The sequence below is a fragment of the Oceaniglobus ichthyenteri genome, from assembly GCF_003057885.1.
GTDB classification, from domain to species: Bacteria; Pseudomonadota; Alphaproteobacteria; order Rhodobacterales; family Rhodobacteraceae; genus Oceaniglobus; species Oceaniglobus ichthyenteri.
In genome coordinates this window covers 18,392-34,132 of sequence record NZ_QAGK01000001.1, presented here as the reverse complement: position 1 = coordinate 34,132, position 15,741 = coordinate 18,392, and the positions used below count along the sequence as shown (strand labels likewise).

Below are 15,741 nucleotides of genomic sequence, written 5' to 3'. Positions count from 1 at the left end.
GCCACACCGCCCCCATCACGGTTTATCAAATTTTGATCCCAAGGCGTGACTTTGGCCGCAGCGGGGCGTAGGGCAATCAGGCTGCGTTCCGGAGACATAAGATGCAAAACCTGAAACTCGATATCCTGTCTGACCCCATTTGCCCTTGGTGCCTGATCGGAAAAACCTGGCTTGACCGCGCGCTGGAACAGCGCCCCAATCATCCGTTCCTCATTGAATGGCACCCCTTTCAACTGAACCCCGACATGCCCACCCAAGGCATGGAGCGCCGCGCCTATCTTGAGGCCAAATTTGGCGGCAAAGACGGGGCGATCGCGGTTTATTCACAGATCGAACAGGCGGCAAAATCAGCAGGGATTGATATCGATTGGTCAAAAATCACCCGCACTCCGAATACGTTGAACGCCCATCGTCTGATCCATTGGGCCGGGCTTGAGGGGCGGCAAACTGCGGCGAAATCGGCATTGATGAACGGGTATTTCCGCCAGGGTCTGGACATTGGCGACCCCGAGGTTTTGGCTGATATCGCCGCCTCGATCGAGCTGGATCGCGAAATGATTGCCCGTTTGCTGGCCTCTGATGCCGATGTCGAAGAAATTCGCGCCCGAGATGCTCACACCCGCGAACGTGGGGTGACGGGGGTGCCCACATTCGTCATCGCCAATGCACATGCCCTGCCCGGCGCGCAATCCACCGATATGTGGTTGAAAATCATTGATGATATCGCCGCCCAATCCACCGCAGAAAACGGTGCGCCGCAATGACCGGGCCGCAACGCGCGCTCAGCCAGGGGGAATTTATTGCGCTGATGGCGATGATGATGGCCACCGTGGCCTTTTCCATCGATGCAATGTTGCCCGTCTTGCCCGAAATTGCCGCCGAACTCAGCCCCGATGCCCCGAATAAATCGCAGCTGATCCTCACATCTTTCGTCATGGGGATGGGGCTGGGCACATTTTTTGCCGGCCCTATTTCCGATGCAATCGGGCGCAAAACCACGATTCTGGCGGGCTTTGCCCTCTATGCGTTTGGCGCCATTGTGGCAACCTTTGCACCCACGTTGGAAACCCTGCTGTTTGCGCGTCTGGTGCAGGGGCTGGGCGCGGCGGGGCCGCGTATCGTGTCAACGGCGATGATTCGCGATCTGTATGCGGGGCGACGGATGGCGCAAATCCTGTCCTTTGTGACGATGATTTTCATTCTGGTCCCGGCCATCGCGCCGTTTACCGGCTCGCTTATCATTGCGGCATTTGGCTGGCGTTCGATCTTTGTTGCATTTGTCGGGTTTTCGATGATTGGCGCGTTTTGGATGACCTTGCGCCAACCCGAAACACTGGCCCCCGAACACCGCCGCGCGCTGGCCTTTGCGCCGCTGAAACGCGCCTTGGTCGAGGTGGTAAGCCACCCGATGGTGCGCCTTTATATCGCGGTGCTATCTCTGGGGTTTGCGCAACTGTTCGCGATGCTCAGCTCGATCCAGCAGTTGTTTGACGAAGTGTTTGGGCGCGGCGACAGTTTTCCGTTGTGGTTCATGGCCATCGCCATTGTTTCGGGCAGCGCGACGGTGATCAATGCGCGGCTTGTCATGCGTCTGGGCATGCGGCGTCTGGCGATTGCCGCGTTTTCCAGTCAAACGGTGATTTCGGCGGTTCTGCTTTTGGCCAACAGCGCCGGTATCGTTCCTGCACCGCTGGCGTTTCCGCTGTTCTTTGTTTGGGTGGTTTCGGTGTTCTTTTTGGCCGGGCTGACCTTTGGCAATCTCAATGCGCTGGCGTTGGAACCGATGGGCCATATTGCCGGCATGGCCGCATCGACCGTGGGCGGAGTTTCGACCGTGTTGTCGGTGTTGATTGCGGTGCCAATTGGCCTGGCGTTCAACGGCACGACATTGCCGGTGATGATGGGCACGTTCCTGTGTTCGGCGCTGGCCTGGTGGCTGATGCGCAAATCCCGCGAGGCGGACCCAACGCCGCGCACCACCGTGCCAACCCCCTAGGGTTTGGCACGGGCGTGTTTTGCCAGGCTTTGCGCAATGGCAAACGCGCCTTTGATCTTGTCGGCGGTTTTGGTCCAATCACGTAACACGATGATTTTGTTATCTTTCACCTTGGCTTGACCATCCTGTTCGGTGATAAATTCGACCAGCCCGGCGGGGTTGGCGAATTTGTCATTGTGAAACACGATCGTCGCGCCCTTCGGCCCGGCGTCAAGTTTCGCAATCCCGGCGCGTTTGCATTCGGCCTTGATGCGCACAACCAACAACAGGCTGTTCACCTCGCGCGGCAATTTGCCGAACCGGTCGATCAGCTCGGCGGCAAACCCTTCCAATTCCACCTTGGTGGTCAGGCCCGAGAGGCGGCGGTAGAGGCCCAGCCGCACATCCAGATCGGGAACGTAATCTTCGGGAATCAGAACCGGCACGCCCAGATTGATTTGCGGTGACCATTGGCCATCGTCCAAACCGTCAACCAGCCCCTCCAATTCGCCCGCCTTGATCTTGGAAATCGCCTCTTCCAGCATGGATTGATACAGCTCGTATCCGACTTCCTTCACCTGCCCCGACTGTTCCTCACCCACCAAATTGCCTGCCCCGCGAATATCCAGATCTTGCGACGCAAGGGTAAATCCGGCGCCCAGACTGTCGAGTGATCCAAGAACGCGCAGCCGTTTTTCCGCCGCCGGGGTCAGTTTGCTGCGTGGTTTCGTGGTTAAATACGCATAGGCGCGGGTTTTGCTGCGCCCGACGCGACCACGAATCTGATACAGTTGCGCCAGTCCAAACATATCGGCGCGGTGCACGATCATCGTGTTGGCGGTGGGAATATCCAGCCCCGATTCAACAATCGTGGTGGCCAGCAACACATCGTATTTACCATCGTAAAAGGCGTTCATCCGATCATCCAGCTCACCCGCCGCCATCTGTCCATTGGCGGTGATATAGCTGACTTCGGGCACGTGATCCTTCAGGAATTGCTCCATATCCGGCAGATCGGTGATGCGCGGCACCACCATGAACGATTGGCCGCCGCGATAATGTTCGCGCAACAGCGCCTCGCGCAATGTGACCGTATCAAATTCGGACACATAGGTGCGGATCGCCAACCGGTCGATGGGCGGGGTGCCGATGATCGACAGGTCGCGCACCCCGGTCAGCGACAATTGCAAGGTACGCGGAATCGGTGTCGCGGTCAGGGTCAGCACATGCACATCGCTGCGCATCTGTTTCAAACGTTCTTTGTGGTTCACCCCGAAATGTTGTTCTTCGTCGATCACCAACAGGCCCAAATCTTTGAACTTTATCGATTTTGCCAGCAATGCATGGGTGCCAATCACAATATCAACAGTCCCGTCCGATATCCCCTGTCGGGTCAGCGCGGCGTCGCGGGTCGAAACAAAGCGCGACAATTGCCGCACCTCAACCGGAAAGCCGCGAAACCGTTCGGCAAAGCCTTTGAAATGCTGCCGTGCCAACAGGGTTGTGGGTGCAATCACTGCCACCTGATGCCCGTTCAACGCGGCCACAAAGGCGGCGCGCATCGCCACCTCGGTTTTGCCAAAGCCCACATCGCCGCAAATCAGCCGGTCCATTGGCGCACCGGCGGCCAGATCGGCCAGAGTGTCATCAATCGCGCTCTGTTGATCATCGGTTTCCTGATAGGGGAATCGCGCGGCGAATGCGTCATACATGCCGTCGGGCGGTTCCATGATCGGGGCCCGGCGCAACAGCCGTTCGGCGGCGACCCGGATCAGACGGTCGGCAATATCGCGAATCCGCTGTTTCAGACGGGCCTTTTTGGCCTGCCACGCACCGCCGCCCAATTTATCGAGCATGCCTTCGTCATGGCCATAGCGCGACAGCAGTTCAACGTTTTCAACCGGCAGATACAGCCGATCACCCCCGGCATATTCCAACAGGATACATTCGTGGTCGGCACCCAATGCCTTGACCACTTCAAGCCCGCGATAGATGCCGACGCCGTGATCCACATGCACAATCAAATCGCCCGGCGACAAGGATTGCGTTTCGGTCAGGAAATTCTCGGCCCGCTTCTTGCGCTTGGTCGATCGGATCAGCCGATCACCCAGAACATCCTGTTCCGACACCACGCACAGGCCCTTGCCTTCAAACCCGTGCTCCAACGGCCAGACGGTTAGAAACAGCCCGCCATGCCCCTCGGGGATATCGCGGAAATCGGTGATCAGGGTTGGCTGGGTCAGGCCCTCATCCTCAAGCAAGCCCGACAGGCGTTCGCGCGCGCCTTCGGAATAGCTTGCGATCAGCACCTGGGACTCTTCACGCTTTGCGCGAACATGTCCCGCCAAAGCTTCGAAAAGATTGACGTTTTCCTGTTGCCGCTCGGGTGAAAAATTGCGCCCGATACGCCCGCCTGCGTCGATCACCCCCGGCCCGGTGGATTGCGGCAACGGGTTTAATTGCAGCACACGCCGCCCTTTGATCGCCTTTTCCCACGCCGCATCATCCAGATACAACAATCCCGGCGGCGCGGGTTTATACACGCTGTCCATGCGTTTTTTGCTCAGCATCGCATCGCGGCGGTTGTCATATTGATCGGCGATACTGTCCCACCGCGCCAGCCGCGCGCCGGTGGCCTGATCGTCCAACATCCATGACGCGGTTGGCAGGTAATCGAACAGGGTTTCCAAGCGTTCGTGAAAGAACGGCAACCAATGTTCGATCCCGGCGCGTTTTTGCCCCGCCGATACCGCCTCATACAGCGGATCATCGGTGCCCGCCGCGCCAAATTCGATCCGGTAATTCTGCCGGAATCGGGTGATGGCGGGTTCGTCCAAAATCACCTCGGACACCGGCGCCAGTTCGATCACCGACAGTTTTTCGGTTGTGCGCTGGGTGGCCGCATCAAACCGACGCGCGCCGTCCAACACATCGCCAAACAGATCCAACCGCACCGGCCCCATTTCGCCGGGGGGCCAGACATCAATGATGCCACCGCGCACGGCATAATCGCCCGGTTCAACCACTGTTGGCGCTTGGGTGAATCCCATGCGCACCAGAAAATTGCGCAGGCCCGCCTCGTCAATACGTTCGCCCACACGGGCCGAAAACGCCGCCTCTTTCAACAGGGCGCGTTCGGGCACCCGTTGTGTGGCCGCGTTCAACGTGGTTAACAAAATGAACGGCCCCGGCATACCATGCGCCAGAGCGGCCAAGGTGGCCATCCGCGTGGCCGAAATATCGGCATTGGGCGATATCCGGTCATAGGGCAGACAATCCCATCCCGGAAATGTGATGACCGTGGCTTGGGCCGCAAAGAACTCCAGCGCGCCGCGCATCGCGGCCAGACGTTTATCATCGCGCGCCACATGCACGACCGTGCCGGATTTGGCCAATTCGTCGGCCAACAGACGGGCATCAAACCCTTCGGGCGCGCCGGAAACGGTGATATGTTTTGAATCTGACATGACGCCCTTACCTAAATCCGCGCCGGGGCGCGTCAACCACCCAACGGACCGACATCAAGATTCTTGTACATCCCCCACATGGCGGTAACAAAAATCGAAACAATGCCGATCAGTTGTGTAATCATCCGGTGCCGCGCAAGGCGCACGCGCAAATCCTCGCCCAAGGCATCCTCATGCGCGATCAATCTGGCGGTGTTAAGCGACAGCATCCAGACACCCGTCATCGGAAATGCGATCAAAAACAGCGCCTGGGCAAATTCGACACCATACCAGAATGCCAACAACCCCAACGCCGACAACAGCATTGACCCCAAAGAAACCAGGCCAACCCCAGAAACCGACGCAATATAAAGCAACCGGTTCACGTTGATCCGCGCGATGGTATCAAGATCGGCCTCGGCCTGACCGCCAAACCGGCGCGCCCGGGTCACCATGTCAAACGGCACGCCAAGAACCCAGTGGGATGCAGTGGACCAAACCGTGGCCAGCGCGATCCAATACCACAGATTGGAGAATGACCGCATATCGATCAGTTCAAAAACGGCCGTGTACCAATTCACGCAACAACTCCGAAGGCATATTCGGCGCGACATTACGTTCGGCGCACGCCATTGACCACCCCATGATGACACCACTTGAGAAACGCCGCCATCCATGGCACCCAAGGGCACACAAAGCCACGAGATGAGCCATGACAACAGCACCCTATCCCAATGCGCGCTTCCGCCGCCTGAAATCCTCGGCTGCGCTGCGCGCGCTGAGTGCTGAAAACACCCTCAGCGTCAGTGATCTGATCTGGCCGGTCTTCGTGCGCGATGGTGAGGGCCAGCGTGAGCCGGTCAATTCGATGCCTGGCGTTGATCGTTTGTCGGTGGATCTGCTGGTCGAGGCCGCGCGCGAGGCGGCCGATCTCGGCATTCCGGCGATCTGCATTTTCCCCTATACCGACCCCAGGTTGAAAACCCAACTGTGCGAAGAGGCGTGGAGCCCCGACAACCTGTCAAATCAGGCAATCCGCGCGATCAAATCGGCCGTGCCTGACATTGCGGTGATGACCGATGTGGCGCTTGATCCGTATAATATCAACGGCCACGATGGCATTGTGCGCGATGGTATCATCGTCAATGACGAAACGGTTGAGGCATTGGTGAAAATGGCCCTGGCCCAAGCCGACAGCGGCGCCGATATCCTTGGCCCGTCTGATATGATGGATGGGCGGATTGGCGCCATGCGCCGCGCGCTTGAGGCCGCAGGCCATCAGAACGTCACGATCATGTCGTATTCGGCAAAATACGCCAGCGCCTTTTACGGCCCGTTTCGTGATGCCGTCGGCGCAACCGGGGCGCTGACCGGTGACAAGAAAACCTATCAACTGAACCCCGCCAATTCTAATGAGGCCCTGCGTTTGGTCGAACGGGATCTGTCCGAAGGGGCCGATATGGTCATGGTCAAACCCGGCCTGCCCTATCTGGATATCTGCCGCCGGGTCAAAGACCGGTTCGGCGTGCCCACCTATGCCTATCAGGTGTCGGGCGAATATGCGATGATCCAGGCCGCAGCGGCACAGGGTTGGATCGACGGCGCACAGGTGATGCAAGAATCCCTGATGGCATTCAAACGCGCAGGCTGTGACGGGGTTTTGACCTATTTCGCGCCGTCCATGGCGCGGGTGCTGAAAGGCTGAAATTTCTTGCGCCAACTTCCATGGGCAAAACACAGGCGCGAAAATACACGCCATATCTGGCTTATTCCCGCCGAACCTAAGATCGCACCGTGACACCAAGCGACGTTTTGCCTATCCTGTGCTCGTCAGTGGTCGGTACAGAGTGCGGCAATGAGGCGGTTCAAAAGCAGTAAGGATTTTCCATGAATAAATATTCCAGGCGCACGGTTTTGGCCGGTGCGGTTTCGTCGCTCACCTTTGGCGCGGCCTGTTCCAATGGCCTGGGCAGTCGCGGCCCCGGCACCATCGATGCCCGCGTCGCGCAATCGCTCAGCTTTTTATATTCCAGCTATCCCGCCACCCGGGATTTGCGCGACAAGGCCGCAGGCCAGTTGGTGATGCCCCTTGTGACCGAAGCAGGGTTCGGCATCGGCGGCAGTTACGGGCGCGGCGCGTTGCAGGTCAACGGAACGACAATTGATTATTATTCGGCAACCCAGGCCAGCGTCGGATTGCAGATCGGGGCACAACAATACGCCCATGTATTGTTCTTCATGACCAATGATGCGCTGTACAATTTTCGCAACTCTCCCGGTTGGGCGGCCGGTGCCGATGTGCAATATGCGGTGAACGATCAGGCGGGAAACCTGACAGCCGACACCACAACATCCCTGTCGCCAGTGATTGCGGTTGTATTTGGTCAGGCCGGTTTGATTGCCGGGGCCACCGTCAAGGGCACAAAATACAATCGTATTATTCCATAAGGGTTTACCACGGTTTTTGGAATGCTAAGGTCGCGCGACTGAACACTGTGAAAGGGTCGCGCCATGCCATTAACCGTCAACCCGAATATGGCTGCCACGTCTCCCCCCCCTGTGATGGAGGCGCGGCGCTGGCTTGAGGGGGTCACATTCCCCGCTGATCGCCCGCTGATAAACGTCAGTCAGGCCGCGCCAATCACCCTGCCCCCGCTGGCAATGCGCGAAGCCATGGCCGACACGATCATGACCGTGCCGGGCGCGCATCTTTATGGCCCGGTCCTGGGCCTGCCCGAACTGCGTGCCGAGGTGGCGGCAGAATGGACACGCGCCTATGGCGGCGCGGTATCGCCCGATCAGGTTGCCATCACCTCCGGATGCAATCAGGCATTTGCCGCGGTGATCAGTTCAATTGCTCGGAATGGGGATGAAGTTATTCTTCCAACCCCTTGGTATTTCAATCATAAAATGTGGCTCGATATGAACGGGATCACCACCGTTCCTCTGCCCACCGGGCGCGGCCTGATTCCCGATCCTGACACCTGCGCCGCCTTGATCACGCCCCGCACAAAGGCAATCGTGTTGGTCACCCCCAACAATCCGGGCGGTGCGGAATACCCCCCGGAAACGATGCGCGCCTTTGCCGACATGGCCCGCGCCCGTGGCTTGCCCCTGATCGTCGATGAAACCTACCGCGACTTTCACAGCCAAAGCGGCGCGCCCCATGATCTGTTTACCGATCCCGATTGGGATGAAACGCTGATCCACCTATACAGCTTTTCCAAAGCTTACCGGCTGACAGGGCACCGCGTCGGCGCGCTGACGGCCAGCACCGCGCGCTTGCACCAGATCGAGAAATTTCTCGATACCGTCACGATTTGCCCGAACCAATTGGGCCAACACGCTGCCCTTTGGGGCATGCGCAACCTGCGCCAATGGCTGGCCGGTGAGCGCGATGAAATCCTCGGCCGACGCGATGCCATCTCAAAGGAATTTGCCCGCCTGCCTGACTGGAACCTTTTGGGATGCGGGGCATATTTTGCTTATGTGGAACATCCCTTCGATATCCCGTCTGACACCCTCGCCCGGCGGCTGGTGCGTGAAGCGGGCGTGTTGCTTTTGCCCGGAACAATGTTCACGCCCCAAGGCGACGTAGCAGGACAAAGGCAGTTGCGGATTGCGTTCGCAAACGTTGATCGCATCGGAATTTCGCAGCTGCACGACCGATTGGCGGCGTTCAAACTGGAATAAGTGTCTTGGGGCGCTGCCCCAAACCCCGGGATATTTTCAAAACAGAAATGAGAAAACAAAGGCCCTTTCATTTCTGTTTTCTTAAATATCCCCGCCGGAGGCATCCATCGCCATCCAACAGCCCAGCGGGATCACATGGTGCGAAACTCGCGTTCCTGGCGGGGCGTCCAATAGACCGTGAGGGCAAAACCGTCATCGGTTTGCTCTTCTGCCTCAACCACGTTCTGTTCGTGTAGCCACGCGCGTTTGCGGCCTTGTGAAAAGGTAAGGGTGAGATCGCGCCGTGTGCGTTCGTCATCAAGAGCGACGGCGATCGCGTCGTAAAACTTATCGAGACCTGCGCCGGTCAGGGCCGAAATTGGCAGAACATTTTCTTGCCGGGCCGCCTGGGTTTCTAGGGCCGCGCGCGATTCGGGCGGCAGGGCATCGATCTTGTTCCACAACTCGATCTGCGGCGTCGCGTCGCTCACGCCAAGCTGTTTCAGAATTGCGGTGACATCGCGGGCCTGTTCTGCGGTGTTGGCGTGGGATATGTCGCGCACATGGCAGATCAGATCGGCACCCAGCACTTCCTCTAATGTGGCGCGAAATGCGGCGACAAGCTGTGTGGGCAGCTCAGAAATGAACCCCACCGTGTCCGACAGAATCACCTTTTTGCCCGACGGCAATTCGACACCGCGCATCGTTGGGTCAAGCGTGGCGAACAGCATGTCTTCTGCCATGACTGAGGCGCCGGTCATGCGGTTGAACAGGGTGGATTTGCCCGCGTTCGTATATCCAACCAACGCCACCACGGGATAGGGCACCTTTGCCCGGGCTGCACGATGCAATTCCCGTGTTTTGACCACCTTTGCCAATTGTTTCTTCAACCGGACCAGATGGTCATCAATGGCGCGCCGGTCGGCCTCGATCTGGGTTTCGCCGGGGCCGCCGACAAACCCAACGCCGCCGCGCTGCCGCTCAAGATGGGTCCAGGCGCGCACCAGACGGGTGCGTTGATAGGACAGCGCCGCCATTTCAACCTGAAGCACGCCCTCGCGGGTGCGCGCCCGATCGCTGAAGATTTCAAGAATCAGGCCGGTACGGTCCAGCAGTTTGACCTGCCATTCCTTTTCCAGGTTGCGCTGTTGCACCGGCGACACCGGCCCATCAATCAGGATCAACCCGATTTCTTCGGCTTCGATCCGGGCTTTCAGTTCGGCAATTTTGCCTTTGCCAAACAACATGCCCGGATGGATCTTGGGCAGGTTTATGACATCACCGCCCACCACTTCGAGATCCGGAAGGGCCGCGGCCAATGCCACCGCTTCGGCCAATGCCACCTCAGGATCGCGGCGGGTGCGGTCTGATTTTATGTCAGGATGCAACACCCAGGCGCGCATATCCTGTGTGCGTGTTTCATCCATTCTTATTCTTCGCCGTCGTACAGATTGATTGGCGAGGCGGGCATGATCGTTGAAATCGCATGTTTATACACCAATTGCGATTGCCCATCCCGGCGCAAAAGCACGCAGAAATTATCGAACCAGGTAATCACACCTTGCAGTTTTACACCGTTGATCAGAAATATCGTGACCGGAACTTTTGTTTTGCGCACATGGTTCAGAAATGCGTCTTGAAGGTTCTGTCTGTCGCCTGCCATAGTTCTGCTCTACCTTTTATTCTTGGCCTGTTCGCACAGGCATAACATAAACGTTGCCAATATGTGCCGAGTTTTGCCGAGAATCCAGCGCTAATAAAGGCTTGGGCGAATTCGGATCATAACCGTGTCAGTGGCGCCAGAAATCCGGGTTCAAAAGTGCGATCAGGGCCAGGGTTTCAAGCCGCCCCAGAACCATGGCAAAGGCGAAAATGGTTTTTGCCGTTCCGGTCAGCGTGGCCATTGCAATTGGATCGCCGGCACCCAACGTGACCAATGGGCCGGTGGTGGACAGGGCCGCAATGGTCAGAACCGTGGCTTGTTCAAACTTGATGCCGGTCAGGGCAAAGGCCAACATCATCACCGCTACCGAAACGGCAAACAGCATGAAAAACACCCAAGCCACATACGCACCCTTGCGCCGCATCCGCCGCGCCGCCGTGCCGGCACCGCCGACAGAGGTGGGATGCACCAGTTTTTCCATTTCGCGCACGCCGTGTTTATACAGCGCGTAAATGCGCAACAATTTGACGCCCCCCGCCGTGGTTGCCACGCCCCCACCAATCAGCGCCAGCCCCATGAGAAGGATTCCGGGGGTTTCCAGACCGGACCAATTTCGCGCCGCATCCCAATCGGCACTAACAAATCCGGTGGTGGTGAGAAACGAAAGCGTGGTGAAAACGGCGCCCCACAGCGCGCGCGCCGCACGCTCAACGCTCATCGCGCCATCAATTTCATAGGCACCGATCCAGTGGCGCGCAAACAACAAAAGCGGCAGCGCAGTAATGCAAAACACGCCCATCTGAAATTCGGGATCACGGCGCAGTTGTTCCCATGTTCGACCGCTGCTGTCGCTTGAAAAGGTCAGGCGTGAGATGGCAAAGAACAAAAACAGAAAAATCAGGAATTCGGCAAAAAATCCTCCCTGCCCGCCCTGGCCCGTGGTGATGCCGCTGGTGGCCATGGTGGACATGGCCCGGCAGATCGCCGCCAAAGGCGTTTCGCCGGCCATCGCCAGGCCGATCCACAACACCAAGGTCAGCGAAACATAGATCGGCGCAAGCGATCCGGCGAATCGCGCCAGACGTTCCGATCCGTCAGCCACGCGGGTGATCTGACTGGCGGCCGGGCTGGCGCCTTCGCCAATGCCGCCGTCTGACAACACCTCGAATCCGCCCAAATTCATCGGCGCGATCAAGGCCACCGCTGTGACCCAAACCAACAATCCGCCAAACCATCCGACCATGGCGCGCCACAGATGCAAACTGTCGGGCAGGCGCGCCGGATCATAAAGCGTGGCACCTGTCGTGGTCATGGACGACACCATTTCAAACCACGCGCTGCTGAAACGGGTGGTTCCCAATGCCTCGTAAAATGGCACAGCCAGAACCGCGGGAATCACAGTGAACGCCGCAACCAGCGCAATCAGATAGCCGCGCGCCTGACGGCGCAGGATCATGCCATCGGTTGCAATCGCAATCAGCGCCGTGAGAATGCAAAACACCAACGAGGCATAAAAAAACACCCGCGCCACATGCAAATCGCGCATCACATAGGCGTGGATGGACGGTACGATCATTCCGACCGCTGCAATGCCCATCAGCACCACAATCAACGGAAACCGGACCAGAACCCGCTCCATCAGAAAAAATCGATGCTGACTTGGAACAGACGTTCGACTTCGGGCACGTCCTTGGCCATGGCGAACACGACGATGATATCGCCCTCTTCGATCCGGGTGCCGCCGCGCGGAGACACCACCGTGTCGCCCTTTTGCACCGCACCCACCAACACGCCTTCGGGAAAATCGATGTCGCGCACCAACTGCCCCGAAATTGGCGAGGTTGATAAAACCTGTGCTTCGATGATTTCGGCCTCGGCATCGCCGATGGAATAGACACCGCGCACGCGACCCTGACGGATATGGCGCAGGATCGATGATACGGTGGTCGAGCGTGGGTTGATGAACGCATCAATATCCAAAGGGACCATCAACGATTGCAAGGTCGGATCATTGACCAGGCAGATTGCCATCTTGCACCCGGCCGCCTTGGCCCGCACGGCGGCCAGAACGTTGACCTTGTCATCATCGGTCACGGCCAGGATCGCGTCGGCCTTGCCGATCCGCGCCTCGTTCAACAGATCCATGTTCAACCCATCACCGTGCAACACAATGGTGCGTTCCAACCGATCAGCGGCACGTTCGGCAATGGCGCGGGAACGTTCGATCACCTTGACGCGCACGCGATCCGCCTTTTTCTCAAGCGTCGAAGCAACCGAAAGCCCGACATTTCCACCGCCCACAATCACCACGCGGTTTTGTTTGGCGATGGATTTGCCAAAGATTTCCAAGGTCCGGTTCACGTCATCACGGTGGGACAGAACGTAAATCTGATCATCGACAAACAGTTGATCGTCGGCATCGGGGGCAAACAAGACATCGCCCCGCCGTACCCCCACCACGGTGGCGCGCAGCGTGGAAAACAGATCGGTCAGTTGGCGCAAGGATGTGTTCAGAACCGGACAATCGGCATCAAGAACCAGTCCCAAAAGCTGACTCTGCCCGCCCAGAAAACTCTGGGTATCAAACGCGACGGGCGCGGCCAACCGGCGCAACGCCGCCTCGGCCACCTCGCGCTCGGGCGAGATGATGACATCAATCGGCAGATGATCGCGCCGGTACAGATCGGCATATCCGGCATTGAGATAGGATTGACTGCGCAACCGGGCGATTTTGCGCGGCACCGAAAACACCGAATGGGCCACCTGACAGGTGACCATGTTCACTTCGTCACTGTGGGTGGCGGCAATGACCATGTCGGCGTCGCGCGCGCCGGCGCGGTCCAACACATCGGGATAACTGGCAAAGCCGGCGACGCCTTGCACATCCAGCGTGTCGGTGGCGCGGCGCACCAGATCGGCGTTGTTGTCCACCACGGTCACGTCGTTGCGTTCGCCCGACAGATGTTTGGCGATCTGCCAGCCCACCTGGCCCGCGCCACAAATGATAACTTTCATCTCGATACTCCTGGCGGGCCTATGATACTGGACAGTCACACCATTCGATGAAACGATCCTGCCACACCATGAGTCATGGCAAGACCCGAAGGGGGACGCAATGCAAAACCGGGCTTTGATGCTGATCCTATGCGCAACTGCCGCCTGCGCGCCCTATTCCGGCTATTATCAGGCGGGCCAGACGGTGGCGCGGCTGAATGCCGATCAAACCACATGCGAGGTGCAGGCCGCCCAGAAGGTGCCGCCAAACACCCAGATCCGGCGCACCCCCGTCACCGTTTCCCCGCCCCGGCGCGTTTGCAACAAAGCGGGCGATTGTGTCGTGTATCCCGGCCAGGTAAGCGGCGGCGATGCCTATACGGTTGATACCAATCTGCCCTTGCGCCAGCGTGTCGAAGACCAATGCATGGGCGCCAAAGGCTATCAAAAGGTGCAGATCCCGCTGTGCACCCCACAAGTGAGCAAGGCAATCGAAGGGCGGGCCATCACCACCCTGCCCCCGCTCAGTGATCGGGTCTGCGCGGCCCGCACCCAAAGCCGCGATTATGTGTTTGTGACGGTGAATTAAACCTCGATATCTTCGATATGGGCGACGCGGTTGCCCAACTTGTTGCTGGTGACCACGTTCAGCGATTTCAGCTTGCGGTGCAGCGCGCTGCGCTCCATTCCCACAAAGGTGGCCGTGCGCGAGATATTGCCGCCAAAACGGTTGATCTGGGTCAGCAGGTATTCCCGCTCAAACAATTCGCGCGCCTCGCGCAGCGGCAAGGTGGCAAGCGAACCTGACAGGACAACGCGCCCGTCTTCCTCGGGCGTCGGCTCCATGCCGGGCAATTCCGAGGCGGCGATGTCGCCCTTGTCGGCGCCCAGGATCAGCACCCGTTCGATCACGTTTTTCAACTGTCGCACATTGCCCGGCCACAGCATGGTTTGCAAAAGCGCGATCGCCTCATCACTCAGTTGACGCAGGGGCAAGCCCTGGGTCTTGTTGAACGCAGTGATGAAATAATCGGCCAGTTCGGGAATGTCCTCGCGCCGCTCATCCAACGATGGCACGGCAATTGGTACCACCGCCAGACGGTGAAACAGTTCCTGACGGAAACGCCCCAATTTGATTTCCTGTGCCAGATCACGATTGGTCGACGAGATGACCCGCATATCAACCTTGATCTTTTCACTGCCACCCACACGGGCGAACGACTGATCCACCAGAACGCGCAGGATCTTGCTTTGGGTGCCCAGGGGCATATCGGCCACTTCGTCGAAAAACAGAATGCCGCCATCGGCCTGCTCCAACAGCCCCGGTTCGACGCCGCGTTCGGTGCTTTCGCGGCCAAACAACACTTCTTCCATACGGTCGGGTTCAACCGTGGCGCTGGACACGGTGATAAACGGCGCATCGGCCCGGTTGGAATGGGCATGGATATAGCGCGCCGCCACTTCCTTGCCGCTGCCTGCAGGACCGGTCAGCATCACCCGACCGTTTGATTTGGTGACCTTATCAAGGTTTACTTTCAAGCTCTTGAAGGCCGAACTTGAACCGATCATTTCAGAAACCGTGCCGTCACGCCGTTTCAGTTCACTGTTTTCGCGGCGCAGGCGGCTGGTTTCCATGGCGCGGCCAATCACCACCGTCAACTGATCAATATTGAACGGTTTTTCGATGAAATCATAGGCCCCCTGTTTGATCGCGGCGACCGCGATTTCAACATTGCCATGGCCCGAAATGATGATGATCGGTACGCCGGGGTGATCGCGTTTTGTCGCTTTCAGAATGTCGATCCCATCCATCTGGCTGTCTTTCAGCCAGATATCGAGGATCATCAGCGCAGGCAGTTCCTTGGCGATTTCGGCCATACATTCGTCTGACCCACCGGCCATGCGCGTGGTATATCCCTCATCTTTCAAAATATCCGAAATCAGCTCTCGAATGTCGCGTTCGTCATCAACGATAAGAATGTCGCCCATGG

The 15,741-nt window shown here is 58.3% G+C and carries 13 protein-coding genes; 6 read left to right on the top strand and 7 right to left on the bottom strand.

The window, feature by feature from the left end; all coding sequences use genetic code 11:
- The first annotated feature begins 101 nt into the window (after positions 1 to 101).
- The gene (locus tag C8265_RS00160) at positions 102 to 764 is read left to right on the top strand and encodes a DsbA family oxidoreductase (protein WP_108481962.1); all 663 of its coding nucleotides are present in this window, start codon (positions 102 to 104) and stop codon (positions 762 to 764) included.
- On the top strand, positions 761 to 1,996 hold the full coding sequence (locus tag C8265_RS00155; RefSeq protein ID WP_108481961.1) for a multidrug effflux MFS transporter: 1,236 nt from the start codon (positions 761 to 763) through the stop codon (positions 1,994 to 1,996). Before C8265_RS00160 ends, C8265_RS00155 begins: the two co-directional genes overlap by 4 nt.
- Here C8265_RS00155 and mfd read toward each other — a convergent pair.
- Together mfd and C8265_RS00145 are read right to left on the bottom strand one after the other, a co-directional pair.
- A complete protein-coding gene (gene mfd, locus C8265_RS00150; protein WP_108481960.1) occupies positions 1,993 to 5,442 on the bottom strand; it encodes a transcription-repair coupling factor in 3,450 nt (1,149 codons plus the stop codon). The genes C8265_RS00155 and mfd overlap by 4 nt on opposite strands.
- Before the next feature lie 32 nt (positions 5,443 to 5,474).
- Positions 5,475 to 6,002 carry a component of SufBCD complex gene (locus C8265_RS00145; RefSeq protein ID WP_108481959.1) on the bottom strand — a complete coding sequence of 176 codons (528 nt, stop codon included), beginning with the start codon at positions 6,000 to 6,002 and terminating at the stop codon, positions 5,475 to 5,477.
- Positions 6,003 to 6,133: 131 nt separating this feature from the next.
- Here C8265_RS00145 and hemB point away from each other — a divergent pair, with 131 nt between their 5' ends.
- The 3 genes from hemB (at position 6,134) to C8265_RS00130 (ending at position 9,114) form a co-directional block, all read left to right on the top strand.
- A complete protein-coding gene (gene hemB, locus C8265_RS00140) occupies positions 6,134 to 7,126 on the top strand; it encodes a porphobilinogen synthase (protein WP_108481958.1) in 993 nt (330 codons plus the stop codon).
- 182 nt (positions 7,127 to 7,308) lie between these two features.
- The gene (locus C8265_RS00135) at positions 7,309 to 7,869 is read left to right on the top strand and encodes a lipid-binding SYLF domain-containing protein (protein ID WP_108481957.1); all 561 of its coding nucleotides are present in this window, start codon (positions 7,309 to 7,311) and stop codon (positions 7,867 to 7,869) included.
- Positions 7,870 to 7,932: 63 nt separating this feature from the next.
- Positions 7,933 to 9,114 (top strand): aminotransferase, encoded by a 1,182-nt coding sequence (locus C8265_RS00130; protein ID WP_108481956.1) that lies wholly within the window; start codon positions 7,933 to 7,935, stop codon positions 9,112 to 9,114.
- Positions 9,115 to 9,245: 131 nt separating this feature from the next.
- On the opposite strand, the gene hflX is transcribed toward C8265_RS00130, so the two are convergent.
- The 4 genes from hflX to trkA all read right to left on the bottom strand — a co-directional run bounded on the left by hflX (position 9,246) and on the right by trkA (position 13,771).
- Entirely contained in the window at positions 9,246 to 10,520 is a 1,275-nt protein-coding gene (gene hflX, locus C8265_RS00125) for a GTPase HflX (RefSeq protein WP_240610925.1), read from the bottom strand.
- Positions 10,521 to 10,522: 2 nt separating this feature from the next.
- Positions 10,523 to 10,756 (bottom strand): RNA chaperone Hfq, encoded by a 234-nt coding sequence (hfq, locus tag C8265_RS00120; protein WP_102107186.1) that lies wholly within the window; start codon positions 10,754 to 10,756, stop codon positions 10,523 to 10,525.
- Positions 10,757 to 10,883: 127 nt separating this feature from the next.
- Positions 10,884 to 12,395 carry a potassium transporter TrkG gene (locus C8265_RS00115; RefSeq protein ID WP_206050224.1) on the bottom strand — a complete coding sequence of 504 codons (1,512 nt, stop codon included), beginning with the start codon at positions 12,393 to 12,395 and terminating at the stop codon, positions 10,884 to 10,886.
- Positions 12,395 to 13,771: a Trk system potassium transporter TrkA gene (gene trkA / locus C8265_RS00110; RefSeq protein ID WP_108481955.1), complete on the bottom strand. Its 1,377-nt coding sequence runs from the start codon at positions 13,769 to 13,771 to the stop codon at positions 12,395 to 12,397. The genes C8265_RS00115 and trkA overlap by 1 nt, the downstream gene beginning before the upstream one ends.
- A 100-nt stretch (positions 13,772 to 13,871) precedes the next feature.
- Between trkA and C8265_RS00105 the strand changes: the two genes are divergently transcribed.
- Positions 13,872 to 14,339 (top strand): hypothetical protein, encoded by a 468-nt coding sequence (locus C8265_RS00105; protein ID WP_240610924.1) that lies wholly within the window; start codon positions 13,872 to 13,874, stop codon positions 14,337 to 14,339.
- Here C8265_RS00105 and ntrX read toward each other — a convergent pair.
- Entirely contained in the window at positions 14,336 to 15,739 is a 1,404-nt protein-coding gene (ntrX, locus tag C8265_RS00100) for a nitrogen assimilation response regulator NtrX (protein ID WP_108481954.1), read from the bottom strand. The genes C8265_RS00105 and ntrX overlap by 4 nt on opposite strands.
- Positions 15,740 to 15,741: the final 2 nt, after the last annotated feature.